At 71.0% G+C, this 25,925-nt stretch carries 29 protein-coding genes and 1 pseudogene; 15 read left to right on the top strand and 15 right to left on the bottom strand.

Annotated elements, in window-relative coordinates:
* Positions 1-68: 68 nt before the first annotated feature.
* A complete protein-coding gene (locus ACEZDE_RS29950) occupies positions 69-656 on the top strand; it encodes a potassium channel family protein (RefSeq protein ID WP_380542857.1) in 588 nt (195 codons plus the stop codon).
* Positions 656-1,168, top strand: a complete 513-nt coding sequence (locus tag ACEZDE_RS29945; protein WP_380542990.1) for a DinB family protein — start codon at positions 656-658, stop codon at positions 1,166-1,168. Before ACEZDE_RS29950 ends, ACEZDE_RS29945 begins: the two co-directional genes overlap by 1 nt.
* 44 nt (positions 1,169-1,212) lie before the next feature.
* On the opposite strand, the gene ACEZDE_RS29940 is transcribed toward ACEZDE_RS29945, so the two are convergent.
* From ACEZDE_RS29940 to ACEZDE_RS29920, 5 genes are all read right to left on the bottom strand, one after another.
* Positions 1,213-1,770 (bottom strand): YbhB/YbcL family Raf kinase inhibitor-like protein, encoded by a 558-nt coding sequence (locus tag ACEZDE_RS29940; RefSeq protein WP_380542854.1) that lies wholly within the window; start codon positions 1,768-1,770, stop codon positions 1,213-1,215.
* A 47-nt stretch (positions 1,771-1,817) separates the two neighbouring features.
* Positions 1,818-2,819 (bottom strand): ornithine carbamoyltransferase, encoded by a 1,002-nt coding sequence (argF, locus tag ACEZDE_RS29935; protein ID WP_380542851.1) that lies wholly within the window; start codon positions 2,817-2,819, stop codon positions 1,818-1,820.
* Between the two features lie 72 nt (positions 2,820-2,891).
* A complete protein-coding gene (locus ACEZDE_RS29930; protein ID WP_380542849.1) occupies positions 2,892-3,431 on the bottom strand; it encodes a GNAT family N-acetyltransferase in 540 nt (179 codons plus the stop codon).
* Between the two features lie 97 nt (positions 3,432-3,528).
* Complete coding sequence (locus ACEZDE_RS29925; protein ID WP_380542846.1) at positions 3,529-6,186, bottom strand: polynucleotide kinase-phosphatase; 2,658 nt, start codon at positions 6,184-6,186, stop codon at positions 3,529-3,531.
* A complete protein-coding gene (locus ACEZDE_RS29920; protein WP_380542843.1) occupies positions 6,183-7,715 on the bottom strand; it encodes a 3' terminal RNA ribose 2'-O-methyltransferase Hen1 in 1,533 nt (510 codons plus the stop codon). Before ACEZDE_RS29920 ends, ACEZDE_RS29925 begins: the two co-directional genes overlap by 4 nt.
* A gap of 136 nt (positions 7,716-7,851) precedes the next feature.
* On the opposite strand from ACEZDE_RS29920, the gene ACEZDE_RS29915 reads away from it, so the two are divergent.
* Together ACEZDE_RS29915 and ACEZDE_RS29910 are read left to right on the top strand one after the other, a co-directional pair.
* The gene (locus ACEZDE_RS29915; protein WP_380542839.1) at positions 7,852-8,172 is read left to right on the top strand and encodes a hypothetical protein; all 321 of its coding nucleotides are present in this window, start codon (positions 7,852-7,854) and stop codon (positions 8,170-8,172) included.
* Positions 8,172-8,819, top strand: coding sequence for a nucleotidyl transferase AbiEii/AbiGii toxin family protein (locus ACEZDE_RS29910; protein ID WP_380542836.1), 648 nt, complete (start codon positions 8,172-8,174; stop codon positions 8,817-8,819). The genes ACEZDE_RS29915 and ACEZDE_RS29910 overlap by 1 nt, the downstream gene beginning before the upstream one ends.
* A gap of 43 nt (positions 8,820-8,862) precedes the next feature.
* On the opposite strand, the gene ACEZDE_RS29905 is transcribed toward ACEZDE_RS29910, so the two are convergent.
* Both ACEZDE_RS29905 and ACEZDE_RS29900 read right to left on the bottom strand, forming a co-directional pair.
* Entirely contained in the window at positions 8,863-9,687 is an 825-nt protein-coding gene (locus tag ACEZDE_RS29905; RefSeq protein ID WP_380542833.1) for an alpha/beta hydrolase fold domain-containing protein, read from the bottom strand.
* A 120-nt stretch (positions 9,688-9,807) separates the two neighbouring features.
* Complete coding sequence (locus ACEZDE_RS29900) at positions 9,808-10,545, bottom strand: glycoside hydrolase family 16 protein (protein ID WP_380542830.1); 738 nt, start codon at positions 10,543-10,545, stop codon at positions 9,808-9,810.
* A 404-nt stretch (positions 10,546-10,949) separates the two neighbouring features.
* Between ACEZDE_RS29900 and ACEZDE_RS29895 the strand changes: the two genes are divergently transcribed.
* On the top strand, positions 10,950-11,975 hold the full coding sequence (locus tag ACEZDE_RS29895) for a LacI family DNA-binding transcriptional regulator (RefSeq protein ID WP_380542827.1): 1,026 nt from the start codon (positions 10,950-10,952) through the stop codon (positions 11,973-11,975).
* A gap of 125 nt (positions 11,976-12,100) precedes the next feature.
* Here ACEZDE_RS29895 and ACEZDE_RS29890 read toward each other — a convergent pair whose 3' ends face one another.
* Positions 12,101-13,435 (bottom strand): glycoside hydrolase family 6 protein, encoded by a 1,335-nt coding sequence (locus ACEZDE_RS29890; protein WP_380542824.1) that lies wholly within the window; start codon positions 13,433-13,435, stop codon positions 12,101-12,103.
* Between the two features lie 161 nt (positions 13,436-13,596).
* On the bottom strand, positions 13,597-14,202 hold the full coding sequence (locus ACEZDE_RS29885) for a hypothetical protein (RefSeq protein WP_380542821.1): 606 nt from the start codon (positions 14,200-14,202) through the stop codon (positions 13,597-13,599).
* A 62-nt stretch (positions 14,203-14,264) separates the two neighbouring features.
* Here ACEZDE_RS29885 and ACEZDE_RS29880 point away from each other — a divergent pair, with 62 nt between their 5' ends.
* Positions 14,265-15,065, top strand: a complete 801-nt coding sequence (locus tag ACEZDE_RS29880) for an alpha/beta fold hydrolase (RefSeq protein ID WP_380542818.1) — start codon at positions 14,265-14,267, stop codon at positions 15,063-15,065.
* A gap of 98 nt (positions 15,066-15,163) precedes the next feature.
* On the opposite strand, the gene ACEZDE_RS29875 is transcribed toward ACEZDE_RS29880, so the two are convergent.
* The 6 genes and pseudogenes from ACEZDE_RS29875 to ACEZDE_RS29850 form a co-directional block, all read right to left on the bottom strand.
* Positions 15,164-16,747, bottom strand: coding sequence for a M48 family metallopeptidase (locus ACEZDE_RS29875; RefSeq protein WP_380542815.1), 1,584 nt, complete (start codon positions 16,745-16,747; stop codon positions 15,164-15,166).
* A 244-nt stretch (positions 16,748-16,991) separates the two neighbouring features.
* Positions 16,992-17,924 carry a GlxA family transcriptional regulator gene (locus ACEZDE_RS29870; RefSeq protein ID WP_380542812.1) on the bottom strand — a complete coding sequence of 311 codons (933 nt, stop codon included), beginning with the start codon at positions 17,922-17,924 and terminating at the stop codon, positions 16,992-16,994.
* A 9-nt stretch (positions 17,925-17,933) separates the two neighbouring features.
* Positions 17,934-18,233 (bottom strand): annotated as a pseudogene (locus ACEZDE_RS29865) (isochorismatase family protein); the annotation flags it as partial.
* An 11-nt stretch (positions 18,234-18,244) separates the two neighbouring features.
* Positions 18,245-19,831, bottom strand: a complete 1,587-nt coding sequence (locus tag ACEZDE_RS29860) for a recombinase family protein (RefSeq protein ID WP_380542809.1) — start codon at positions 19,829-19,831, stop codon at positions 18,245-18,247.
* Positions 19,832-19,847: 16 nt separating this feature from the next.
* On the bottom strand, positions 19,848-20,375 hold the full coding sequence (locus ACEZDE_RS29855) for a hypothetical protein (protein ID WP_380542806.1): 528 nt from the start codon (positions 20,373-20,375) through the stop codon (positions 19,848-19,850).
* 12 nt (positions 20,376-20,387) lie between these two features.
* Positions 20,388-20,849, bottom strand: a complete 462-nt coding sequence (locus ACEZDE_RS29850; protein ID WP_380542803.1) for a helix-turn-helix domain-containing protein — start codon at positions 20,847-20,849, stop codon at positions 20,388-20,390.
* Between the two features lie 235 nt (positions 20,850-21,084).
* Here ACEZDE_RS29850 and ACEZDE_RS29845 point away from each other — a divergent pair, with 235 nt between their 5' ends.
* The 9 genes from ACEZDE_RS29845 (at position 21,085) to ACEZDE_RS29805 (ending at position 25,869) form a co-directional block, all read left to right on the top strand.
* A complete protein-coding gene (locus ACEZDE_RS29845; protein WP_380542800.1) occupies positions 21,085-21,333 on the top strand; it encodes a helix-turn-helix domain-containing protein in 249 nt (82 codons plus the stop codon).
* Positions 21,330-21,539, top strand: coding sequence for a hypothetical protein (locus ACEZDE_RS29840; protein ID WP_380542797.1), 210 nt, complete (start codon positions 21,330-21,332; stop codon positions 21,537-21,539). The genes ACEZDE_RS29845 and ACEZDE_RS29840 overlap by 4 nt, the downstream gene beginning before the upstream one ends.
* Positions 21,540-21,640: 101 nt before the next feature.
* Positions 21,641-22,003, top strand: coding sequence for a hypothetical protein (locus ACEZDE_RS29835; RefSeq protein WP_380542794.1), 363 nt, complete (start codon positions 21,641-21,643; stop codon positions 22,001-22,003).
* Between the two features lie 166 nt (positions 22,004-22,169).
* A complete protein-coding gene (locus tag ACEZDE_RS29830) occupies positions 22,170-22,796 on the top strand; it encodes a hypothetical protein (RefSeq protein ID WP_380542791.1) in 627 nt (208 codons plus the stop codon).
* On the top strand, positions 22,793-23,158 hold the full coding sequence (locus ACEZDE_RS29825; protein WP_380542788.1) for a hypothetical protein: 366 nt from the start codon (positions 22,793-22,795) through the stop codon (positions 23,156-23,158). The genes ACEZDE_RS29830 and ACEZDE_RS29825 overlap by 4 nt, the downstream gene beginning before the upstream one ends.
* Positions 23,155-23,625 (top strand): hypothetical protein, encoded by a 471-nt coding sequence (locus ACEZDE_RS29820; RefSeq protein WP_380542785.1) that lies wholly within the window; start codon positions 23,155-23,157, stop codon positions 23,623-23,625. Before ACEZDE_RS29825 ends, ACEZDE_RS29820 begins: the two co-directional genes overlap by 4 nt.
* Positions 23,622-24,497 carry a PD-(D/E)XK nuclease-like domain-containing protein gene (locus ACEZDE_RS29815; RefSeq protein ID WP_380542782.1) on the top strand — a complete coding sequence of 292 codons (876 nt, stop codon included), beginning with the start codon at positions 23,622-23,624 and terminating at the stop codon, positions 24,495-24,497. The genes ACEZDE_RS29820 and ACEZDE_RS29815 overlap by 4 nt, the downstream gene beginning before the upstream one ends.
* 29 nt (positions 24,498-24,526) lie before the next feature.
* On the top strand, positions 24,527-25,432 hold the full coding sequence (locus ACEZDE_RS29810) for a hypothetical protein (RefSeq protein ID WP_380542779.1): 906 nt from the start codon (positions 24,527-24,529) through the stop codon (positions 25,430-25,432).
* Complete coding sequence (locus ACEZDE_RS29805) at positions 25,429-25,869, top strand: hypothetical protein (RefSeq protein WP_380542776.1); 441 nt, start codon at positions 25,429-25,431, stop codon at positions 25,867-25,869. Before ACEZDE_RS29810 ends, ACEZDE_RS29805 begins: the two co-directional genes overlap by 4 nt.
* The last annotated feature ends 56 nt before the right edge of the window (positions 25,870-25,925 follow it).

Raw genomic sequence — 25,925 nt, 5'->3', positions numbered from 1 at the left:
GGTCCTTCCCCTGGTGGTCGTCGGCGCGTCGGGTGCCGGCGGCGGCGGAGCGGGGTCACGCTGGGCACATGGATTCTGCCCGGCCCGGGAACCCCGGGCACCGGCTGCACGGACCGTGGCTGTGGCTGGCGGTGCTCGGCGGCTTCGCGGTGATGGTGGCCGGCTACTACACCCTGCCGGTGGAGACGTTCGGCCCCGAGCGGCCGGTGCTCAGCTGGCTGAGCCTGCTCTGCGCACTGGCCCTGCTCGGCGGGCTGCTGGTGCGGCAGATCCAGCTGGTGCTGCTGGACTCCGACCGCGGCCGTCCCGGGGTGGTCATCATCATGCTGATCTTCCTGTCGCTGGTGGTCTTCGCCTCCGCGTACCTGGGGCTCTCCCGGCAGCGCGGACAGTTCAGCGGGCTGAGCACGCACACCGACGCGCTCTACTTCACCGTGGTCACCCTGGCCACGATCGGCTACGGCGACATCCACCCCACCGGGCAGGACGCCCGGCTGGTGGTGATGGTGCAGGTCGGCTACAACCTGGTGTTCCTGGCCACCGGGGCCTCCGCGCTCACCCTCAGGGCGCGCGGCCGGGCCACGACCCGGATCCGGTCCCACACGGCGCCGCCGCACGGGGAGGAGTCGGACCCGCCTGCTACCTTCCCGGCATGATGCGCACCGTGCCGCTCACCGCGGATGAGAAGGAAACCCTGTACGTCGCTCTCGACCGGCATCGCGACGTGGTGCTGTGGAAGCTGGACGGGCTGGACGACGAGCAGCTGCGGCGGCCGATGACCCCCTCCGGCACCACCGCACTGGGCATGCTGAAGCACCTTGCCGCGTGCGAGTACGGCTGGTTCTGCCAGACCTTCGGCCGACCCACCGAGGCCGCGGTCGAGGCGCTGGACGAGTCGGCCGAGACCGACCCGGACGCCGACTGGCGGATCGAGCCGGACGAGAGCACCGCCGACGTCCTGGCCTTCTACGCCCGCTCCCGCGCCGCCGCCGACCTGGCCATCCAGGAGATCGACCTGGAGGCCACCGGTACCTCCTGGAGCGGCCGGACGGTGTCGATGCGCTGGGTGCTGGTGCACATGCTGGAGGAGGTCGCCCGGCACGCCGGCCAGCTCGACATCATCCGCGAGCTGCTCGACGGCGCGACCGGCGACCACCAGCGGACCTGAACGGCCGTCAGCGACCCGAGCCGTCAGCGGGACCTGAACGGCCGTCAGCTGCCGGTGGCGGTCGCGCTGAGCGTGCCCTCGCCGAGGGCATGCGCCGCCAGCCCGTCCACGTCGTAGACCGGCACCGCGCCGAGCTTCGTCGGGGCGTAGCCCTTGGGCAGCGCGTAGACGGTGAACTCGTAGGTGTCGGTGGTGTGCGTGGGCGGGCACGGGGCCTTCCAACCGACGACCGTCCTGCCCTGCGGGGCGCCGCCCTCGGCGACGCCCTTGACCGCGGGCGGGATCTGGACCACGTACCAGTGGTGGTACGTCCCGCCGGGGGCCGAGGGGTCGTCCACGACCAGGGCCAGCCAGCCCGTGTCCGCGGGCACCCCGGACCAGGCCAGGGCGGGGACGGTGCCGTCGCCCGCGCAGGTGAACCGCACCGGGATGACGCCGTCCTGCTGGAAGTCGGCGCTGGTGACCGTGATCGCCGCCGGCGCCGTCGGGTGCACGGCAGCACCGCCCCCTCCCCCGCAGCCGGTGACCGCGCCCAGCATGCACAGCGCGCCCAGCCCCAGCGCCCCGACCCGTACCACCCGACGCACGCTCAGATCCGGCATACCGGCCCCCGATTAGGTCTAGACCAACTCTCCCGGGGGACCCTACCTCAGTCGCCGAGCGTGGCGACCATGATCGCCTTGATGGTGTGCAGCCGGTTCTCGGCCTGGTCGAAGACCACCGAGTGCGCGGACTCGAACAGCTCGTCGGTGACCTCCAGCTCACTCAGCCCGGTGGTCGCGTGCAGTTGCCGGGCCACCTCGGTGCCGAGGTCATGGAAGGCCGGCAGGCAGTGCAGGAACTTCACCGCCGGGTTTCCGGTCGCGCGGACCGTGTCCATCGAGACCTGATACGGCGTCAGCAGCTCGATCCGCTCGGCCCACACCTCCTTGGGCTCGCCCATGGACACCCAGACGTCGGTGTAGAGGAAGTCCGCGCCGACCACGCCCGCCGCGACGTCCTCGGTGACGGTGATCCTGGCGCCGCTGCGCGCGGCCAGCTCCCGGGCCTGCGCCTGGACCTCCTCGGCGGGCCACAGCTTCCTCGGGGCGACGATGCGGATGTCCATCCCCAGCAGCGCGCCGGTGACCAGCAGCGAGTTGCCCATGTTGTTGCGGGCGTCGCCGAGGTAGGCGAGGGCCACCTCGGCCAGCGGCTTGGTGCTGTGCTCCTGGACGGTGAGGACGTCCGCGAGCATCTGGGTCGGGTGCCACTCGTCGGTCAGGCCGTTCCAGACCGGGACGCCCGCGTGCGCGGCCAGTTCCTCGACGATCTCCTGGCCGTGGCCCCGGTACTGGATGCCGTCGAACATCCGCCCGAGCACCCGGGCGGTGTCCTTCACCGACTCCTTGGCCCCCAGGTGCGAGCCGCTGGGGTCGAGGTAGGTGGTGCGCGCGCCCTGGTCGGCGGCGGCCACCTCGAAGGCGCAGCGGGTGCGGGTGGACCCCTTCTCGAAGACCAGCGCGACGTTCTTGCCGCGCAGCCGCGGCTGCTCGGTGCCCGCGTACTTGGCGGCCTTCAGCCGGGCCGACAGGTCGAGCAGGAAGCGGAACTCCTGGGGGGTGAAGTCGACCTCCTTGAGGAAGTGCCGGTGCCGCAGGTTGAAGGCCATGTCGGACTCCTGGATTGACGGTCGTGAGCGCGGATGCGGCAACTATATACGAGCGGAGGCATTATTATGCAGTCAGTCGAGGATCCGTTCCATCTCCAGCTCGTTCGCGGTCGGATCGAGCGGATAGGGGACGGTGTTGCCGGTCCGGGTGAACCCGTGCCGCTCGTAGAAGGCGATGGCACGGGCGTTGGCCTCGTGCACCTCCAGCAGCAGGCGGCCCACCTTCGCCTCGTCCCTGGCCCACCGCAGGACCGCGTCCAGCAGGGCGTCGGTCGCCCCGGCCTTCGCGCCCCGGTGGCCGGGGTGCACCCAGACCCCGACCAGCCAGGCGAGGTCGCCGGCGGCTGCAGGGTCACCGGGGTCCCCGGGGACGTAGGCGTTCATCGCGCCGACCCAGTCGCCGGTGGCCTCGTCCACGGCGACGTACCCGGTGTTGCCGGGCCGGGTGCAGCGGGCGGCCCGGAAGGCCCACTCCTCGGCCGGGTGGGCCAGGGCGTCCTGGTAGGTCTCCAGGTAGGCGAGCGGGGTGTCCTGGAGCATCTGCAGCCGGATGGCGCGGGTGCGCGAGGCGTCCTCGGGCCGGACGCGGTCGATGCGGTAGAGCGGCGGCATACGGGTCGTTCCTTCGGTGCGGGGTGCGGGGTGGAGTACTGGGTGCGGGGTGGAGTACTGGGTGCGGGCTGGAGTGCGGGCGGGTCGGTTCAGCGGCTCAGAGCCGCGGGTCCACCGGCTCGGACTCCAGTGCGAGGACGGCGAACACGGCCTCGTGCACCCGCCACAGCGGCTCCCCCGCCGCCAGCCGGTCCAGCGCCTCCAGGCCGAGGGCGTACTCACGCAGCGCGAGCGAGCGCTTGTGGCCGAGCGTACGTGAGCGCAGCCGGTCGAGGTTGGCGGGCAGGGTGTAGTCCGGGCCGTAGATGATCCGCAGGTACTCCCGGCCGCGGACCTTCACCCCCGGCTGCACCAGCCGTCCGCCCTCCGGCCGGACCAGCGAGGCCAGCGGCTTGACCACCATGCCCTCGCCCCCGGCCGCGGTCAGTTCCTCCCACCAGGCGGTGGCGGCGACGACCGACTGCTCGTCGGCGGTGTCGACGAACACCCGGCCGGTGGCCTTGAGCAGGCCGGAGCCGTCCGCGTCGACCAGCCCGTCGATCCAGGCGAGGTGCTGGTCCTGCGGGCGGACGGCCAGGTCGGCGCCCTCGGCGGCGAGGATCTGGAACGGCGCCAGCCTGATCCCGTCCAGGCCGTCCACCGGCCAGCAGTAACGCCGGTAGGCCTCGGTGAAGGCGGAGGCGTCCGCCTGCCGGGCCGACTGACGCGCGGTCAGCTCGGCGACGTCCACGTCCCGGGCGCGGGCGGCCTCCAGCGCGGCGAGGGCGGCGGGCAGTGCCGCCCCGGCCGCCGTGCCGACCGCGGCGTACTGCCGCTTGAGCAGACCGGTGGCCTTGAGCGACCACGGCAGCAGCTCGGCGTCCAGCAGCAGCCAGTCGCTTTCCAGCTGGTCGAATAGGCCGGAGCCCAGCGCCGCGGTGCGCAGCCGGTCCAGGACCGCGCCGGTCAGCGCCTCGTCGTCGAGGAAGGCGCGGCCGGTCCTGGTCCAGATCGCGCCGCCGGTGGCGACACCGAAGCGCTTCTCCAGCGCGGAGCCGTCGGCGTCGCGGCCGAGCAGCAGCACGGCGCGCGAGCCCATGTGCTTCTCCTCGCAGACCACCTGGCGCACGCCGTCGGCGAGGTACCCGGCGAAGGCCTCGGCCGGGTGCTCCAGGTAGCCGTCCCGACGCGAGGTGGCGACCGGGGCCATGGTCGGCGGCAGGTAGGCGAGCAGTCGCGGGTCCAGCGCGAAGCGGCTCATCACCTCCAGCGCGGCGGCGGCGTTCTCCTCCTTGACGGCGACCCGGCCGTGGTTGACGGTCTCCACGATCCGGCGGCCCTGGACGTCGGACAGCGCCAGCGGGCGGCCCTCGCGTGCCCCCGGGGCGTCCGTGATCAGCGGGCGGACCGGCTCGTACCAGACCTGCTCGGCCTCGACCGAGACCAGTTCGCGCTCGGGGTAGCGCAGCGCGGTCATGGTCCCGCCGAAGACGCAGCCGGTGTCCAGGCAGATGGTGTTGTTGACGAAGCTCGCGGTCGGGGTCGGGGTGTGGCCGTAGACCACCAGGGCGCGGCCCCGGTACTCCTCGGCCCAGGGGTAGCGGACGGGCAGGCCGTACTCGTCGGTCTCGGTGGTGTCGCCGTACAGGGCGTGCGAGCGGACCCGGCCGGAGGTGCGGCCGTGGTACTTCTCCGGCAGCCCGGCGTGGCAGACCACCAGCTTGCCGTCGTCCAGCAGGTAGTGGCTGACCAGCTTGTCGATGAAGGCGCGGACCTCGGCGGTGAAAGCCTCGGGCTCGGCGGCCAGCTGGTCCAGCGACTCCTGGAGGCCGTGACTGACCGTCACCTTGCGCCCGGACAGCGCCCGGCCGAGCTTGTTCTCGTGGTTGCCGGGGACGCACAGCGCGTTCCCGGCCCCGACCATGCCCATCACCAGCCGCAGCACGCCCGGGGTGTCCGGGCCACGGTCGACCAGGTCGCCGACGAAGACGGCGGTCCGGCCGTCCGGGTGCACGGCGTCGACGGCGCGGCCTTCCGGGTCCAGGGTGACCGCGTAGCCGAGCCGGCCGAGCAGGGTGACCAGCTCGGAGCGGCAGCCGTGGATGTCGCCGACGATGTCGAACGGGCCGGTGAGGTGGCGCAGGTCGTTGTAGCGCTTCTCGTAGACGATCTCGGCGGCGTCCACCTCGGCCGTGCCGCGCAGCACATGGACCTTGCGGAAGCCCTCGCGCTCCAGGAACTTCATCGAGCGGCGCAGCTCCCGCTGCTGACGCTTGATCACATGCGGGCTGAACCCGGCCCGGTCCGGGCGCAGCGCGTTGCGCTCGGCGCAGACCTGCTCCGGGACGTCCAGGACGATCGCCACCGGCAGCACGTCGTACTCGCGGGCCAGGTTCACCAGGTGCCGCCGGGACTCGGGCTGGACGTTGGTGGCGTCGATTACGGTGACCCGGCCCGCCGCGAGGCGCTTGCCCGCGATGTAGTGCAGCACGTCGAAGGCGTCCGTGGTGGCCGCCTGGTCGTTGGGGTCGTCGGAGACCAGGCCGCGGCAGGCGTCGGAGGAGACCACCTGGGTGGGCAGGAAGTGCCGCGCGGCGAAGCTGGACTTGCCGGAGCCGGTGGTGCCGACCAGGACCACGAGGGAGAGGTCGGGGACGGGGAGCTTACGGGTCGGGGCGGGGACCGCGGCCGGGGCGGGGACCGCGGCCGGGGCGGCGGCAGTGGCCGGGGTCGGCACGGCCGGGGTCTCGTTCGGGGTCGGGGTCTCGTCGCTCATCGGGCTGCGGCTTCCTGGACGGGCACGGCGGAGGTAGTGGAGCTAGTGGAGGCAGTGGAGATAGTGGCGGTGCTTCGGGTGAAGGTGGCGAGCTGGGTCGGCGGGCCGACCTCGGGGTCGTCCGGGCCGACCGGCCCGAAGCCGACGGTGTAGCCGTAGCTCTCGGCGACCTGCCCGGCCCAGGCCCGGAACTGCGCCCGGTCCCACTCGAAGCGGTGGTCGGCGTGCCGGACGTGCCCGGCCGGGAGGGACTCCCAGCGGACGTTGTACTCGGCGTTGGGCGTGGTCACCACGACCGTGCCGGGACGGGCGGAGCCGAACACGGCGTACTCCAGCGCGGGCAGCCGCGGCGGGTCGACATGCTCGATCACCTCGGACAGGACCGCCGCGTCATAGCCGGTCAGCCGGGCGTCGGTGTACGTCAGCGCGCCCTGGACCAGTCGGACCCGCTGCGCCTGACGCTCGGACATCCGGTCCAGGTGCAGCCGCCGGGCGGCGATGCCCAGCGCCCGCGAGGACACGTCCACGCCGAGCACCTCGGTGATCCGCGACTCCTTCAGCAGCGCGCCGACCAGGCTGCCCTCGCCGCAGCCCAGGTCCACCACCCGGGTCGCCCCGGCCGCGCGCAGCACCTCGACGATCGCGGCACGGCGCTGGACCGCCAGCGGGGTCGCCTTCTCCTCGGCCTCGACCTCCGCCTCGGTCTCCTGCTCCGGGACGGCGTTGTCGATCTCCTCGACCTCCCGGTCGTCGGCCTCGGCGAGCCGGGCCAGCTCCAGCTGCTCCATCGCACTGCGGGCCAGCGACCAGCGCCGGGCCAGGTAGCGCCGAGTGATCAGCGCCAGCTCCGGGTGCTCCCCCAGCCAGCCCCCCGCCCGCAGCAGCTTGTCCACCTCGTCCGGTGAGACCCAGTAGTGCTTGGCGTCGTCCAGCACCGGCAGCAGCACATAGAGCTGGCTCAGCGCATCGGCCAGCCGCAGCGTCCCGGTCAGGGTGAGCCCGACGTAGCGGGAGTCGCCCCACTCCGGGAACCCCGGGTCCAGCGGCACCGCCTCAGCCTCCACCTGCCACCCCAGCGGCTCGAACAGTCGGCGGACCAGCTCGGGGCCGCCGTCCTGACCGGCCCTGGCCGGCAGCGCGGGCACGGTGACGACCAGCGGCAGCGCGGCCTCCGCCAGTTCGGGACGCAGATCGCAACGGCCCTTCATCGCACTCTTGAAGACCGCGCTCAGCGCCACCGCGAGCAGCGAGGACGCCGCGTACGGGCGGTCGTTGACGTACTGCGCCAGCGCGAAGTCCGGCGATCCGCCACGCCCCTTCCCCCGCCCGCGCCGAACCAGCGCGATCGGGTCCACCTCCAGCAGCAGCGCGGCAGTGCAGCGCTGCTCGGTAGCCTCGGGGTAGAACACATGCGCAAGGCCATGGGACGTCGCGAAGGACTGAGCCCGGTCCGGATGCTTGTGCAGCAGGAAGCCCAGGTCGGTCGCAGGGTGGTCGGGGGTGCCGGTGGTGCTGATCGTCAGGAACACACGATCGAGTATCGCCGGACAGGACGGCGAGGCCTACTGACTTTCGTCCTACACGGTCCACTCGCAAGTTGTCCGAATCGTCGGACTCAGGCCGCCGACGAGGTTGGCATAGCCGATCATGCGGCAAACTGGAGGCATGAGCAGGTATGCCGTCGCCAAGCCGTATGCGCTCCCGATCTCACTGGAACTGCTGGTCGGGCCCACGACCGGCACGGTCGTTCTGCCGCGGCATCTCGACTGGGGCCCGCACTACAGCTATGACCTGGCGGATCATGCGGATCTCGTGCTGATGTACGAGCGCGTGATCCGGGAGGCTCAGACCTCCGAGGATCTCCACGCCTACGTGAATCACGGCGAACTGCTGAGAGTCTGGCCCGAAGTGTTCCTGCCCCGAGAGGCCCGCGCAGCCTGGCAGGCGCGCTTCCCCGAGCTCGGGTCGACGGCGGCTGCCGCATAGTGGACGATCTACACCAGCGCCTGATCAGAATCGGACTCGATGCCCTCGCTGAGGACTATGGCTACGCCCTCGCCGGCGGCTACGCCGTACAGGCCCACCGCATTGTCGATCGGCTCAGCGATGACGTCGACCTCTTCGCGCCGATCGATCGTGCCACGAAGGAGATGCCAGCGGCCGTGGCGCGAGCCGTTGCGGCGTACGAGGCCGCCGGCTACTCGGTCGAGGTTGCCCAGCAGGTACCGACCTACGCCCGCATGAACGTCACTGACCCGACCACTGGGCACCAGAGCAAAGTCGAGTTGGTCGCCGAGTTCCTTCACCACCCGCCAGTGTCCTCCGACCTCGGGCCGGTCCTCCACCGCGACGACGTCGCGGCCGGCAAGACCGGCGCGCTGTTCAGCCGGGCGGAGGTCCGCGACGCCATCGACGTCGACGGACTCCTCAAGGCCGGATACAGCCGCCGACACCTGATCGAACTCGCCGCGCAGAATGATGCCGGACTCGACGAGCGGATGTTCGCCGACGCGCTACACCGAGTGGCACGTTACAGCGACAGGCAATTCGCTGCCTACGGGCTCGATGCGGCTGCGGCATCCGCGATCCGCGAGCAATTCGCCGCCTGGCATCGCGAGCTCGGGGGAACCTAGGGCTTTACCGCCGTGATTCGGGTGCCGCTCCCCTGGCACCTGGTCAGTCCAACGCTCCGGCAGTCAGTTCCTGTGCCAGGAAGGCCACCGACGTGTCGATCAGGGCGGGTACGTCGGGGCAGCCGACGAAGCAGTGTCCGGCGTCCGGCACCGGGAGGTAGGTGGAACGCGCTCCCGCCTCCAGCAGCTTGGCGTGCAGCGACTCGCTGTGCCGGGGCGGAAGCTGCTTGTCGGCGGTGCCGTGGAGCAGAAGGAAGGGCGGCGCCGCCTCCGACACCTGGGTGAGCGGGCTGGCCTGGACAGCCGACTCGGGGAGTTGCGCCGAGGCGCCTCCGAGGAGTCGGCCGATGGGCCCGTCGGGGTTCTCCGGCGCCATCGCCGTCAGATCGGTCGCCGGATACCAGAGCACGGCGGCCGAGACCCCCTCGGACGAGAGCGCTGCGAGCGCCGCGAGGGTCGCCCCTGCCGACTCGCCCCAGATGCCGAGGCGCGACAGGTCCAGGCCGAGTGTGTCGGCAAAGGTCCGCAGATATGCCAGCGCGGCCTGGACGTCGTCGAGTTGAGCGGGGAAGCGGGCTTCCCCGGAGAGCCGGTAGTCGATGGTCGCGACCGCGATACCGGCTTCGAGCAGTGCCTCGAAGACCGCCCCCGGAGCCACCGTGTCCGGCAGGTACCGACGGTCCCCGGACCAGAAGGCGCCACCGTGTATCCAGACCACCACCGGCACCGGCCCGGACGTCCCCTCAGGAAGGTGCAGGTCCAGCAGGAGTGGCCGATATCCCTGGGGCAGCGAGAAGCTGATGCCCTCGTAGACCAGGCCTCCGGTCGGCGTGGTGCGCGGCTTGACGGGAGGCAGGAAGGGATCCATGGCCGGTAACGCTAGCTCCGCGTCCCCTGCGGATCAATGGCCTCCGCGACGTTCGGCGCCCGTCCGTGGGAGAGGGGACGGGCGCCGACGCGTCGGTCAGGGGTAGTGGGGGTGTATCGGTCAGGGGTAGTAGGGGGTGTAGGTGACGGCGCTGACCTTCAGGTAGCGGGCGCCGTCCGCGGTGGCCCAGGTGGAGGAGTCGGGGTTGCCGGGCCAGTCGCCGCCGACAGCGGTGTCGATGATGAAGTGCATGCCGACGCCGGAGGCGGTGGAGAACCACTTGGTGCCGGTGAAGACGCCGTCGACCCAGAAGTCGATGTGGTCGGGCCACCAGGTGAACGAGTAGGTGTGGAAGGCGTTGGTCCAGCCGCTGGAGTTGTTCACCGCCCACTGGGTCTGGTTGTTGCTGGGGTCGTGGAAGGTCTGGTAAGCGGTGTTCGGGCGGGAGCCGACGATCTCGGCGGCGTCCATCTCGGGCAGCCACGGGTTGAGGTACGCCCCCCACACGGCGGGCAGCAGACCGTCGCCGTTGGGCATGCTGGCGGTGAAGCTGTAGGTGCCGTAGCCGTACAGGGCCTTGGACTCCACGCGGCCCGAGTCGTACACGCCGCCACCGGCGTTGTACGTCTTGATCATCAAGGTGCCGCCGTCGTACCAGACGCAGTTGGGGGTGTAGGTCTCCAACTCGTTGTTGGCCGTCCACCGGCCGCTGACGACGTTCCAGAAACTGAGGGAGTTCAAGGACTGCGGCGAGCCCCAGGAGCTGGCGTGGGCGGGGACGGCGGTGAGGGTGAGCAGCAGGCACGCCGCCAGGGCTGCTATCAGCAGCCGCGCGGGTTTGCGGAGGGTCAGGGGCATGGGGGTACCTCCCGATACTTCGGGCCGAAGGGGTGGTTCGGACGGTGGAGCGAGCGCGGTGGGCGCGGTGGGGAGCGCAGGCCGGGCCGGGATGAGTGGAAGCGCTTCCGGTTCAAGGCGCCGCAAAGTTGGCGCTTCCCAGCTGGCACATCAAGCGACTTGCCGCAGTCGCAGTGAGGCCAACGGAAAGGCCCGCCCTCCTCTTTTGGAAGCGCTTCCACTTATTCACGATGATTGGCCGGGAGTGACGGGGTGTCAAGAGTGTCAACACGAGATTTCGTGCAGATGAGCACGGTCCAACACTGGAGACCGCATATGGAAGCGCTACCATCGACGCTTCGGCGCTGAGTGGCGACCGGGCGTCCGCAGCAGGGACTGCCGGCTACTCCGGAAAGGCAGGACGGATGCGGACGACTCCCCGGCGGCAGCCCACCTTGGACGAGGTCGCAGCTCGTGCCGGGGTGTCGCGCACCGCGGCGTCACGGGCGATCAACAACAATCCGCACGTCAGCCAGTCCAAACGGGACGCGGTGCAGAAGGCGGTGCAGGAACTGGGCTACGTCCCCAACCCGACGGCGCGGGCCCTCGCCACGCGCCGGGTGGGTGCGGTCGTCCTCGCGGTGTCCAGCGACGAGCCCGCCCTGTTCGCCGACCCCTTCTTCGCCGAAGTCACGGTCGGGGTCAGCTCGTTCCTCGAAGAGACCGACCTGGAACTGATCCTCCTGCTCGCCCACACCCCGCGCGGCACGGACCGGCTCCAGCGCATCCTGGCCTCCCGCCGCGCCGACGGCCTGATGCTCATGGCCGTACGCGGCGACGACCAGCTGGCGCACCTGGCCCAGCGGACGGACCTGCCGGTGGTCTTCGGCGGCCTGCCGCTGCACGGCACACCCCGCTGGTATGTGGATCCCGACAACCGGGGAGGCGGGCGGCTGGCCGCGGAACACCTGCTGCGCGGCGGCCGACGCCGGATCGCGATGATCACCGGGCAGGTCGACCTGCAGGCGTCCGTCGCACGCGAACGGGGCTTCCGCGAGGCCCTGGCCCTGGCCGGGGCCTCCCTGAGCGCGCTGGAGGCCGGGGACTTCACCGTGGACGGGGGCGAAGCGGCGATGGAACGCCTGCTCGCGGCGCACCCGGACCTCGACGCGGTCTTCGCCGCCGGCGACAACATGGCGCTGGGCGCGCTGCGCACGCTGCGGCGCCACGGCCGCACCGTGCCGCGGGACGTCGCCCTGGTCGGCTTCGACGACCTCGCCGGCGCACCTCACGCCGACCCGCCGCTGACGACCGTCCACCAGCCGGCCCGCGCCCTGGGCCGCGAGATGGCACGCATGCTCACCGACGTCATCGACGGCCAGGACCCCAGCCCCCTCATCCTCCCGACCCGCCTCACCGTTCGCGAGAGCGCCCCCGGGGATCAGCCCTAGGCGGACGGGCCACGGGGCCCGCCCGAGCGCCACGCCACGACGCGACGTCACACGACGCGACGCGGACGCCGCGCCGCCCGTACCGTCCCCCCGTAGGGCGGTGCGGGCGGCGCGGGCCGGGCCGGCTACCGCAGTGCGGGCTGGGCCAGCTGCGCCAACTGCAGTGCCTGCTGCGGGAACCAGGCACCGGCCGCCGGGTCCACCTGGCCCCACAGCGGGTCGAACTGCGCCTGCGAGGCCGCGTCGGTGGGCCAGCCCGGCCGGGTGTAGGCCGTGTAGTCCCACGCCCGCACGCCGCCGGCGGCGTCGCACTGGCCGTCGGACTGCCCCGGCGTCTTCACCCACAGTTCCGCGTCCAGCAGCGGCACCCCGGTCCTGGCCGTGGGCCGTACGCCGAGGCCCGCGTCGGTCGGGTTGCACCAGTTGCCCTGCATCAGCGCGGCGACCGCGGTCGCGCTCTGGTCGTACGGCGCGCCGCCGTACGTCGCCATGGTGTTGGGACCCTGTCCGTTGCGGCTGGTGTCGACCACGTAGTGGGTGCTCGCCACCGCGTCGCCCATGTTCTGGGTGTACCAGGCCGTGGTCTGGCTCCAGGTGCTGAAGTCGTCGACGGTGGCCGGGTAGTACTGGCTGGCGCAGTACTCGGGGTGGCCGTAGGCCCAGTGCGAGGGATCGGTGACCATGGCGATGCAGTCGGAGACCCACGAGCCGTAGTCCTGCAACTCGGGGTTCGTGCGGAAGTTGGAGACGTTCAGGAAGAAGCCCTGGGTCTGCTGCACTCCCGCGGCCAGCAGCCGCGAGGTGATGTTGGGGACGGCCTGCCAGTGCGGGTTGGTGCCGTCCAGGTAGACGCTGGTGTTCGGGTCCTTCTCCAGGGCGCCGGCCGCGTAGCCGACCTCCGCGGTCCGCTCGGCATCGGTGAACGGATAGGCGCTGGTGGGGAGGTTGCAGTCGGACGGCTCGTTGCCCAGCGCGTCCGGCTCCACCAGCAGCACGGCGTGGGACTTGCCCACCGCCGACGCCACGGCGTCGACCCAGCTCTGGTAGGCCGCCTGGTCGGCGGCCCCGCCCGCGGAGTACTCGGAGCAGTCGCGGCCGGGGATGTCGTAGACCACGAACACCGGCTCGGCCCCCTCCAGCGCGGCCTCGACCAGCGTCGTCCGCACCTGCTTGGCGACCTGCGCGGGCGTGCCCCCGGTCAGCCACACGGCGGAGGGCACCGCCTCCATCTCGGCCAGCAGCTTGGCGTCCTTCAGATCGCCCGCCTTCAACTCCTTGGTTATCTGCTGCACCGATCCGTCCGCGGGCGGCGGCACGAAGAACCGGGTGCTGGGGCTGATGGTGTGACCGGTGGTCGCCGCGACCGCCGTGCCCGTGCCCGGGGCCAGCACAGCCAGGCCGGCGCCGAGGACCATCGCGGCGAGGGCGGCCGACAGCCGCCGTGGACTACGTGGTTGCACGATGACTCCATGGGTGGGGAAGATGATCTGGAAGCGCTTCCAGTACTGGTAGCCTTCAGAACCTGGACGAGATAGTGCTTCTCCGTCCGTTCCCATGTCAATGACTTGAACACAAAATTGGAAGCGCTTCCACTTCCGCCCAGGCCAGCGGGCACCCGCGACTAGCCGGTCCGCAGGTCGAAGCGGACCCGGCCGGCCAGCACCGCGCTGGCAGTGGTGCCGAGGGCCTGGCGGAAACTGTCGCTCAGGTGGGAGGGCGAGGCGAAGCCGGCGTCGGCGGCGTGCAGCGCGGCAGCCAGGCGGGCGATGCGGGGGTCGGCGGGGGCCGAGTGCCCGGAGGCCACCCGGCCCAGGACGTCGGGGTCGGGCCCGTCGACGGCGGCGCCTGCGGCGATCAGCTCCGACTCGCGGCGGTGGTCGAGTGCACAGCCACCGTGCGGGCGCCGCATGTCCGGCGGGGACGGCGCGGAGTCCAGGAACAGCAGCAGGATGCGGCCCTCCGGGGCGATCACCCGGTGCGGTTGCCGCGCGGGCGCGAACGCGCTGCGCGCGAGCACCGGGCCGCGGTCCGGAGTCTCCAGGGTGAACGGCGCGTCCAGGCCGACGGTGAGCACGGCGACGGCGGGGGCGTGCATCCGCACGCCGAGGTCCGGGCCCACGTAGCCGACCCGGCCCGGCCGCACCCAGGCCACCGGTCGGCGGTCGCCGTTGCCGTCGCCGCCGTTGCCGTCGCCGTCGCAGGATTCCGGAAGCGGGCTGCCGTCCATGCCGACCACGCTAGCCGGTGAGGAAACTGACGGACAGACAGAGGTCTTCGATGGAATCGCACGTGAATGGTCTTCACCTACGCGTGGAGGGCAGCGCCGACGCCCCGGCACTGCTGCTGCTCCACGGCACCGGCGGCTCCAGCGCCTGGTGGGAGCCGGTGGTCCCGGCGCTGGCCCGCGACTACCGGGTGATCCGGCTGGAGTTGGCGGGCCACGGCCGCTCCCCCGCCGCCGCCCACGCCGACGGTTACACGATCCTGGCCCAGGCGGCGGCTGTCGCCGAGGCCCTGGAGCAGCTGGGGGTGACCCGGCTGGCCGGTGCCGTCGGCCATTCGACCGGCGGCAGCGTGGTGACCGCGCTGGCGGAAGCACGGCCCGGCACCGTGGCCGCGCTGGCGCTGATCGACACCTGCCCGTCCGCGGGAGCGGCGCTGCCCGACTCCCTCGTGGCGCGACTGCTGCTGGCGCCCTTCCCCGGGCGGCTGCTGTGGCGGGCCTTCGCGGGAACGCTCCTACCGAAAGCCTTCGCCAGTGCCTTCGCCCGACCGGGTCCGGTGCCGGAGGCACTGGTGGACGGCTCGCGCGAGATGACCCACCGGGCGCTCGCCGCCACCTCCCGGGCCTCGCTGCGCTACCTGGAGCAGGGGGCGCTGCCGGACCGGCTGGCGCGGTCCGGCCTGCCGGTGCTGGTCGTCGTGGGTACCGAGGACCGCCGCTGGCGGACCGAGGCCGCGGCGGACTACCGCGGCGTTCCCGGCCTGCGACTGGAACTCCTGCCCGGTGTCGGGCACACCCCCATGTACGAGGCCACGGAGACCGTGGTGGCACTGCTGCGTGCGTTCCTCGCCGGCGCAGCGGGGTGAGGCCGGCGGCACGCGGCACGCGGCACGGCGGCACGCGGCACGGCGGCACGCGGCACGGCGGCACGCGGCACGGCGGCACGGCGGCAGTGCTTCCGCGCTTACGCCGGTACCTGCGCCGCGGTGGCGAGGAGGGTGCGGAGCAGAGTGGTGTCGGGCGCGTCGGAGACGGCGGCGTCGAGGGCGGCGTCCATGCCTGCCTCCCAGGCGTCGGGGAGGGCGATGCCCGGGACGGCCGACCAGGCGATGTCCGGGGTGGCTTGCCCGGACTCGGCGAGGTGGAGGTGGACCATGCCCGCGAGGCCGTCGAAGACCTTGGGGCGGATGAAGTTGCGGGCCGATTCGCCGGTGAGCCGTGAGGCCTGGTCCGGCTTGGGCATCCGGTCAGCGATCTCCGTCCACAGCAGTCCGCGGTCGATCGCGTCGAGGACCTCGGCGAGGCTCGGCAGTTCGTCGTCCGCCACCGCCCCGCGACCGGCCCGGCCGCCGGCCTCGGCGCGCAACGACCGGGCCACGGCGACGCGCAGCGGCTTGGACCAGCCCGCGGCGTCGGCACGTGCGCGGAGCATGACCAGCTCGTCCCAGCTCAGGCGACGCAGCTCGGCCGCCCCCGGCGGGACCGTCAACGCCTCCAACTCGGCGAACACCCGGTCCGCGTCCTGCAACAGCACGAGGGCGCTCGGCTCGTCGGCCGACTCGTCGGCACGGCCGTCAGCGGGCAGTTCCTCGATCAGGGCGACCCGCTCGGCCATCGGCGGGTGCGAGTCGTAGGCGTGCGGACGCGGCGCCCGCTGCCCGGCGGAGAGAGCAGCGAGCCCGTCCGTGGAACGGGCGGCCAGCAGCCGCCGGAACCCGCCGTGCAGCTCGCCCACCGGCGGAAGCGCGCCGAGCTTCGAGCCCATCCCGGCATACGTCAGCGCATAGTGCTGGTGGGCCGCCTTGAGGACGGGCAGCGCGCGCAGCGCGTTGGCCGTCGCGTCGCGGCCGGCGTGCCGGACGGCCACCTGGTCCGCCGCGAACTCCTGCCGACGGGCCACGGGTTGCGAGGTCCGCAGGAACATCCGGGCGTAGCCGCCGTACAGGGCCCCGATCAGGTGCTGCAGCCGGGTGCTGCCCCGCTGGAACACCTCCACCGTGTGCAGGACCGCCGCCCGGCCGCGCATCGTGACCGCGCCGAGCCGGGTGTCGAGGTTGACGTAGTGCCCGAACTCGTGGGCGAGGACGGCCTGGAGCCGTGGGACGGTCAGCCCGGCCAGCAGCGGCAGGCCCAGGAACATCCGGCGGCGGCCGGGCAGCAGCCCCAGCAGCCGGCTCTCCTCGGCGACGCTCGCGTTGACCTCGTCGGTCAGGTAGAGCTCGTCCGGCGGCCGTTCCCCGGTCGCCGCGGCGGCGGCCCGCACCTGCTCCCACAGCTCGGGCTGATCCTCCGGCGTGACCGGTATCGCGTCGGTCACCGGCCTGAGCCGACCCGCGCTCAGGAAGGCGTACATGCCCCGCAGGATCGTCGTGGCGGCCACCACGGTGGCCATCAGGATCACGGCGATCAGCCAGGCCGCCGCCGCGACGAACAGCTTGGTCACCAGCAGCCAGTCGACGACCCCCATGACCGCCAGCAGCACCACACCCAGCAGGTAGAAGCCGGCCAGCAACACGAGCGCGCGGACAGCGCGCAGTCGCAACGTCATCACAAGATCCCCCACAGGTCCCGGGCGGCCCCGGCGGGCCAAGCGTCGGCGGATCCTATCCCGAGCCCTTCCACGCAGGTCAGCGGCCCCTACTGGCGATGCGTCAGCCAGGCGGCGATCTCGGCCACCACCGCTGGTGCGACGTGTCCCGGACGCGCGTACTCGGCCGGGGTGGGGGCGAGCGCCGAAGCCCCGCGGCCGGAAGCAGCTGAATAGCGGACAGCCGTCGCGGGATCCCAGGAGGTCAGCCCGTCGCCGGGGTCGGCAGGGTCGGCCTGGCCCGGAGGCGGCGCAGCATGCGGGGGTCCTCGAAGCCGACGGTGCGGGCGGCGTGCTCGACCGTGGCACCGTGCGCGATCAGGTGTTCGGCGCGTTCCAGCCGCAGGGTCTGTTGGTAGCGCAGCGGGGTGAGGCCGGTGGCCCGGGTGAACAGGCGGGTGAGTGTGCGCTCACTCACGCCCACCGACGCCGCCAGACCGCCCAGCGGCAACCGGGAGTCGAAGCGGGCATCGATCGCGTCCTGCGCCCGGTGCACCGTGTCGTCCAGGTGCGAGCGGTGCCGTAGCATCGCGCTCTCCTGCCGCTCGTGGCCGTTGCGGCGGGCGTAGACGACCATCTCCCGGGCGATCTGCGCGGCGACGGCCGGGCCGTGCTCCGCGGCGACCAGGTGCAGCGCCAGGTCGATGCCGCTGGCGATCCCGGCCGAGGTGACCACCCGGTCGTCCAGCGTGTAGAGGACGTCGCGGACCACGGTGGCCCGGGGGTAGCGGGCCGCGAGCTCGTCCTGCAGGTCGTGGTGGGTGGTGCAGCGGCGGCCGTCCAGCAGCCCGGCCCGGCCGAGGGCGTCCGCACCGGCGCAGACGCTGGCGACGGTGCCCCCGGCGGCGTGGTGCTCGCTCAGCCGGACCAGCGTGTCGGGAGCGAGCCACTGGTCGGAGCTGCTCAGGCCGGACGAGCGCCAGCCGGGGACCAGCAGCAGGTCGTCCGGGCACAGCTCCGGCCACACGGTGTCGGCCTGGAGCGGGACGCCCTGGGCGGTGGGGACGACCGGCTGCTCGGCCACATAGGTCAGGGTCTGGCCCAGGCCGAGGTCCGCGGCAGTGGAGAAGACCTGCGCGGGCCCGGCGAGGTCGAGCAGGTGCACGCCGGGCACCAGCAGGAACAGGATGCGGCTCATACTCCGTCATCATCCCCGATCGGCGGCCCGCGCCTCCAACTCGGCCACGGTGGCGACGGTCGCGAAGCGGTCGGCCAGGGCGAACTCGGTCCGCTGGACGATCTCGTCGGCGCCGAGGGTGACCCCGTCGCGGGTGATCGGGTGGGTGGCGGTGGCGTCGGAGACGAAGGTGACCTGGTAGCCGAGGTCGCTGCCGACCCGGGTGGTGGTCTCCACGCACTGCTCGGTGCGAATGCCGCAGGTCACCAGCTCGGTGACGCCGTGCTCGGTGAGCTGCTGCTGCAGATTGGTGGTGGTGAACGCGTTGTGCATGCCTATGTCTAAAACACAAAGCCTTCCCGCGGGGCCGGAGTCACGCGCCTCTCCGAACCCGTCGGCCAGATCCGGATCTCGGTCAGCGCCACGGACAACAGGTCCCGCTTGCTGCCGACCTGCAACGTGTCCCATTCGCCCAGGAGGCGCCGCACCACCGAACCTCGGGCCTCCCATGCGGCCGCCGAGTCCCGCGCCTCCACCGCCTGCGACTCGACGAGTTGCGCCTCCAGCCGTCCACGGTCGGCCACTAGCTCGTCGCGGATCCTCAGATAGCTGTCGCGCGGCATGTCGCCCATGGCGCTCGCCATTGACGCCCGGTCAAGGGCCTTCTGTAGGCGGGCTAGCTCGGAGGTGATGCGCTCGCTCTGTGCCTCGTCGATCGCTTTCGGTGCCTTCTTCGCTCGCACGGCCGAGCCGCGGAATCGGCGATCCATCTCGGCCGCGGCCTTCCCCAGCCAGGACAGCACTTCCGTCTCGATCTCCGCAGACGGAACGGAGGAACCTGCGCAACTGTCATGCACCGTCTGGTAGTGCGACGTGCAGCGGTAACCGTATCCCCGCCTACCCATGGCGCTGAAAACCGACGTCCCCCCGCTGCACAGGCCGCACTTGACGAAGCCGGAGAAGGGGTACAGCGCGATCCTCGCCCTCGGTGGCATTCGCTTACGCTGCTCGCGTCGTTCCCGGTAAGCGGCCCACATCTCGTCGCTCAGGATGGCCGGCTGACCCCCGGGGATGAACCCGTAGTGCTCCGTCGGTGCGGGGCACTTGGCGCGTTGCGGGCAGGTGATGTCGGAGCGGTGGACATGCAGCAGTCCGGCCGGGAAGCCGCTGTCCATGTAGTAGATCAGGGACTGCTGGCTCCAGCCGGTACCGGCCCGAGCGGCGGGATTGTGGATCCCCTGCGAGTTCAGCATCTTGGCGAGCGGCATGAAGCCGATCCCGTCTGCGCTGTACGCCCGGTACGCCTCCACGAGTGCCTCCGCAGTTGCCGGGTCGGGTTCGTAGCTTTCTGGCCGCTGAAGGATGCCGTCAACGACGAGACGCCCCTCGTGGATGTAGCCGAAGCGTTCCCCGCCGGTTGCAGGAAGGCCGTGGATGCGCCGGTATTCGTGGGTCTCGCGCCACTGCTCGCCGATGCGGTCGGACTCGAACGCTGCGATTTCGAAGAGCATCCCGCGGGTGAACCGTCCGGTCGCGGTGGTGGCGTCGACGTCCTCTGTTGCCGAGATGAGCTGGCCGCCGGCTTGCTCGACGCGGGCGAGGTTGATGGCGACGCCGTGGCGATTGCGGCCGAAGCGGCTGTACTTCCAGAGCCAGATCTCGCGGGCGCCCTCGGCTGTGGCGCTCTCGACTGCGCTGATGGCTTCCATGATGCGGCGCTTGAAGTTCCGGCCGGTCGCGTCGAGGTCGATGATCCAGCGGACGACAGTGCGGCCCTTGCGTCGGCAGGATTCCTCGATCGCGGCCTTCTGGAGTTCGTCGCTGATCTTCTCCTCGAACCAGGCGGAGACCCGGATGTAGCCGATCACGGGGACAAGAGGCGTCTGCGGGTTGTGGGCGACGATTCCTCGGGCGGCAATGGGTGCCATGTCTCCCCCGGTGCTCCTACTGGTGGCTCGTTCCGGTCCCCATGATGGTCGGGGCGTTGGTGCCAACGGGCAGCACGATCACATCTGCGTTGCGGTGTTCGGTCGCGACGCCGTTTTCGCGCATCTGCCACCCCATCTTGAAAGCGGCCTTCTTGATCTCCGTCTTCTTGGCGTCGAACTCGACCTGCATCTTGTCGCGCTCCTCTGCGAGTTGCTCGCACAGTGCTGCGCGATCGGCAGAGCGCTGCTTCCTCAGGGCGTGCTCCTCGGCGGCCAGGTCGTGGCGGGCGCGATCGATGTCGCGCTCATAAACGCCACGTTCGGCTTCGAAGAGTCGCTCCTGGGTGGTGAGACTCACGCGCCGACGGTTGAGGATGTCGATCTCCCAGGCCATACGGAAGGCGACCACGCCAGCGATGAAGAGGGCGAGGCTGCCGATGGCCCCGTCTGGACGACTGGTGAGGACGCAGTCGGCGGTGGCACCGAGCCCGGCGGTGGTGACGGTCAGGGCCGCCGCGTAGATCGCTCGCCAGGTTCGCTTCATTGGTGTCCCCCGCTATCCCTCGGCCGCTGCACTCTCTTCGTCGACTGGCGCGGCGGTGAGACCGGGGCGCTTGGCGAGGCGGTTGACCATGGCAATGAAGAGTTCACGGTCTGCTGGGTCGTCAATGCCTAGGTCGTGCGCTGCCTGTGAGGGAGTGATGGGACGCGATCGTACTTCTGCGGCCTGCTCCTGTGTAACCGGTTTGGCTGAAATGAAGCCCCAGTCGTTGAGCATTTCGTTCGGATCGACGCGTAGGGCGGCAGCAATTGCTCCAAAGTTGTCCGGGTCTGGCGTGGATTTGCCCTGGAGCCAGCGGGTGACGGTGCCCGGGGCGACGCCGACTGCGTTGGCGAAGGCGAGGCGCCCCCCGCTGCCGCGTTCCGTGTCGAAGTTGGCGCGCTGCATGGCGGGTGCGAGCCATGCGGCGATCTGCTGCGCTGGCGTCATCATCGGCATGTCGACATCGCTTCCCATCTTGGCAGGCTAGCTGGCTGGCTTCCATCTGCGGCAAGTCTTGCATGCATGCAAGGCCGCTGGTCAGTCCAGGGTGCATCTCTTCACCTACGCGACACAAGTCAAGCCATGTTCACGCCATTGCGTTTGCCAAAGCTTTGCACTTGCGCAAGCCGAAATACTTGCACAGCCGCATGCCTCTGAGTACGTTTGCATAAGTGCAAGTCATTGCAGAGATGCAAACGAGGAGGTGAACATGTCCATTCGTCTCAACGTAGACCGCCTTCGAGCTGCCGCCAAGGAGCGGGGCCACACCACTGACATGCAGATCGCAGCTGAGACCGGGGTATCCGGCTCGACGATCTCGCGGCTCGCCCGGCCCGGATCCACCCAGAAGCCACTGGTCGACACCTTCCACGCCCTCGGACGGCCCTATGGCCTCTCCGTCGATGAACTCATCCTCGACGAGGACGAGGACGAGAAGTCCCACACGGTCGCCGCATGAGCGCCATGGACGACCTCGCTCAGGCCTACATCCGCGCAATCGAGAAGCGCGAGTCCCTGCCGGCCCGCGAAGCCGCCGAGGCCGCCTGGTACCCGGGGCACCGCCTCGGCACGGTCGACGACATCGAGGCCGCGATCATCGCGCGTCGCGCGGAGGACGCCGTGCTTCTCGCGCAACCGGGCCATCGCGAAGCCACCGCAGCCTGAGCCACCAAAACGGCCCGGCCGCACACCCCGGGGCGCAATCCCGAGCCGACGGCCAGGCCACGAAGCACCACCCGCAACCTCAACCGAAGGGATGGCACTCCGTGACCATCTTCGCATCTGAGGCGCTGACCTCAACAAGGACCAGAGTCGCGGACGACCGCGACCAGATCATGGCTGCGCTGGCTGTGGCGGAGACGATCGTGTCTCTGCTGCCGGTGATGCCGTTCCACCTCGACACGAACAACCACGCGAGCGGGTTCTGCGGCAAGCACGGTGTCCGGGCGATGCTGCCCTCGAACACCCTGGACTTCGGTGCGGCGCAGGCCGAGTTGGGCGGTGTGCTGTCGCTGGAGATCGAGGACGCGGGCAGCGTTGAGAGCCGCCGGTTGATGCTCGCTGGCTGGCACTTCGGTGTCCCGTTCCAGGTGTCCTCCGTGCTGGACTCCCCGGTCGGCCTCCGGTGAGCGCCGCCCGGCAGGCCCCCGCGCCTGCCGCCTCCCCTGACTTGTTCGCCCCGTTCGAGGCGTTCATCGCCGCGGGCCATGACCCGGAGATCGATCACTGGGCTGCTTGGGAGGTCGCGGAGTACGCGGCCTATGCCCGGGAGCACCAGGTTGAGGGGGTGTCGCGATGACCGTCTTGTCGACCGCGCGCCGGTGGTTCCACGTCCTGCTGGATCCGCCCGAGTTCACCGACTACCTCGCCGGGTTCGTGTTCCTGGCCGCGGCGGACGCTTCCCGGTCGGGCTGTTCCTGCCGGACTGTCGGCCACGCCCTGACCCCGCAGGACCGCGCCGTGGCCGGGGCCCAGCTTGCCGCTGCTGTGGCCGCCGCCGAGTCCGGCGACCTGTTCTCCCGTTTCCGGGCGGACTTCCTGGCTCAGCAGTTGGAGCCCTGTACTACGCGAGGAGTTGACCTGATGGCGGATGCCCCGCTGATGGACGCCCTGTTCGAGATGGGCGCACCGCTGGTGCCGGTCCGGTCCGAGGACTACGAGTCGTGGATGTCGGTGGTCCGCCCGGCGTTCGAGGCCGCTGCTGCGTCGGGTGTGGAGTTCACGACGCACGAGATCGCGACGGCCAACTCGCTGCCGGAGCCGCCGGACCCGGCGCATCACTGGGGTCGGCTGATGACGCTGCTGCACGACGAGGGTGTGGTCCGGCCGTCGGGTTGGGCTCACTCGTCGCGCCGGACGTCGCACTCGTCGGGTGTGCGGACCTGGGTCGGCGTCCCGACCCGGATCGCGAGGGCATCGTGACTGCCACTGACTTCTGGTCCCCCGCCTTGGCCCCGGGCGCCGTGCCGTCGATCCCGCTGTGGGACGAGGACGTGGAGCTGTGCCGCTCCCAGCTGATGCTGCTGGGTGACCGTGCCCCGCTGACGTGCTCGCTGGATGCGGACCACCTGCACGACCAGTTCGATTCCCGTCACTGCAGCGGTCTGGCCCGGTGGACGGACGAGGAGGCCGCAGAGGCCCGGGTCGCGTGGTGGGCGCAGTTCGACGCGGTGTGCGTGGACTGCACCGTCCTGGTCCGGTCAGCGGCTGGTCCGCGGTGCGCGGTGTGCTCGCGGGCCCGGTTCGTCGGCGACGACATCGAGACCACGGAGGAGGCCGCGTGACCGCCCCCTTGAGCGAGGAGCGTCTCGCTGAGATCCAGTCCCTTCACCTGGGTTGCTGGTATTCCGGCGAGTGGATCGTGAAACACCCGCACGGCAGCACGGGGCCTGCCCAGGTCGTCCACGTCGGCGGGTTCGGTGACACGGTCCTGGCCGAGTTGCCCGATTTCGCCGCGGACATTGCGGTGTTCTTCGCCGACGCGCACGAGGCCGTGCCGGAGCTGCTGGCCGAGGTCGCCCGGCTGAAGGCCGTCCTGGCCGCCGCCGGGCCTGCCGATGGCGTGAACGACATCCCACCGGAGCCACCGTCGCGTCTGTCGCGGGTCCGGGTCGTGCCGACCAACTCGGGTGGCTGGCGGGTGCGGCACCGGCTCGACGGGAAGCGGAAGTCGTCGTGCGCGTTCAGCACGGTCGACAAAGCCGACGCCTGGGTCGAGCAGCTCGTGCAGCGCAACGGCGGTGCGCTGTGACCGCGATCCTCGACGCCCCGACGCAGCTCCAGGTCGACGGGTTCGCCCCGGGCGTCCACCAGATGGACGCCGAGACTTACCACGCTCAGCGCGATGTCCTGTCGTCGTCCGGTGCCCGCCTGCTGATCAACCCGTCGTGCCCGGCGAAGTTCCGGTGGGCGATGGACAACCCGCAGCCGCCGAAGAAGACGTTCGACTACGGGACCGCGGCGCACCGGATGGTGCTGGGCGACGGGCCGGAGCTGGTGCTGGTCGACGCGAAGCTGTGGAACACGGACAAGATCCGCGCGGAGGTCGCCGCGATCCGCGCTGAGGGCAACGTGCCGCTGAAGCGGGACGAGATGCAGATGGTCAAGGACATGGCCGCGGCGATCCGCCAGCACCCGGTGGCGTCGAAGCTGTTCGACCCGGACAGCGGCAAGCCCGAGCAGTCCCTGTTCTGGCAGGACAAGGCCACGGGGGTGCAGTGCCGCGCCCGGCTGGACTGGCTGCGGCACGCGGACGGCGGCAGGCTCATCTGCCCGGACTACAAGTCGGCGGCAGACGCCTCGACGAAGGCCTTCAACTGGGCGGTCCAGGACTACCGATACCACCAGCAGGCGGAGTTCTACAAGGACGGCATCCGCGCACTGGGGCTGGCCGAGGACGTCCCGTTCCTGTTCGTCGTGCAGGAGAAGTCGGCCCCATACCTGATCAACATCATCGAACTCGACCCGCTGTGGCTGCTGATGGCCGTGGACCGCAACAAGCGCGCCCGGGAGACCTTCGCCCGCTGCATGGAGACCGGCGAGTGGGCCGGCTACCCGAACGAAATCCAGATGGTCTCGCCCCCAGCGTGGCTGGAGACCGAACACGAGCGCGAGTACTCGTGACCGCCAACCCTCAGACGAAGGACACCCCGATGACCGACCTCGCCATCCCCGAGCAGCAGCAGAACGCCCCCGCCGTACCCGTCCAGCAGTCGCCGCTCGCGCTCCCGCAGACCTCCATGGCGGTCTGGGCCCACGAAGCCGACCTCGCCTACCAGTTGGCGGACCGGCTCTCCACTACCTCGTTCATCCCCTCCACGATGCGCGGCCGTGTCGGCGACATCACCGCCTGCCTGCTGGCGGGCAACGAATTGGGCCTCAAGCCTATGGCGGCCTTGAAGTCCATGGACGTCATCCAGGGCGTCCCGGCGCTGCGGGCCCACGCTATGCGCGGCCTGGTCCAGTCCCACGGGCACAAGCTCAAGCTCGTCGAGTCGACGCCCGAGAAGTGTGTCTACAGCGGCAAGCGCCGCGACGAGGACGACTGGCAGACCGTCACCTGGACGATTCCCCGCGCTGCCCTGCTGGGGCTGACGGGCAAGTCGGAGTGGAAGAAGCAGCCGCAGACGATGCTGGTCGCCCGTGCGACGGGTGAGATCTGCCGTCTGATCGCGTCGGACGTGCTCCATGCCGTGCCGTACACGTCGGAGGAGCTGCGGGACACGGAGCCGAGGTGGTCGGCTGCCCACGTGGGTGCCCCGGCCACGGCTGCCGAGATCCTCGGCTCCCCGGCACCGACTCCGCAGGACGACCCCGAGCAGCCGGCCGAGGCGGAGCTGGGGATCCCGGCGGACAGCGACGCCCAGAGGCCCCCCACCGCCTGGGAGCTCTCCTGGGAGAAGGTCGTTGCCCAGGCCCGCCGGCTTGACTGGGACAAGGATCGGACGCTGGCGGAGTTCGCGGAGCGGAACAACTTCCCGGTCAGCGAGTCCTCTAACGAGCACCTCGACGAGTTCGCCGAGTACCTGCGGGCGCTGGTTGCGGCGGGTGTGGCATGAGCCCCAAGACGGTGACGACCGACCAGTACCTGGCCATGTCTCCGGCCGAGCAGTTCGCTTACCAGTGCAAGCGTTTCGGGGCGATGCGACGTCTCGTCGCCGAGCACATCGCGCAGTCGATGCCTTCTGGGGTGCACTCGCGCCAGCACGCGACGTGGGTGCTGGCCGAGGACTTGGACGACGCGGGCCTCGATCTGGACTACCTGATCCGGAAGTGCATCGAGGCATCCGGGGCGGACTTCGAGCAGGTGTGGGTGCGCCCGCCGCAGCAGCAGGACCCCTGGGGCGCCCAGACGGCCGCTCGAACCTTGGAGACGTCTCTCGACGCACTCGGGATCAACGTCGACCACCGGGTCGACTCCCTCGTCCTGGAGCAGATGCGCATCCCGCCGTCCCGTCGCGGAACCAACGGCCGCGCCGACGACTGCCCGTTCTGACCTGGCGGTGGGCCGCCCGTGCACCAGGGCGGCCCCCTACCCACCTGATCCCCAGG

The sequence above is a fragment of the Streptacidiphilus cavernicola genome (assembly GCF_042510955.1).
In the GTDB taxonomy this organism is placed as follows: domain Bacteria; phylum Actinomycetota; class Actinomycetes; order Streptomycetales; family Streptomycetaceae; genus Streptacidiphilus; species Streptacidiphilus cavernicola.
The sequence above is the reverse complement of the archived record's forward strand: the minus strand, read 5'-3'. Positions and strand labels throughout refer to the sequence as shown.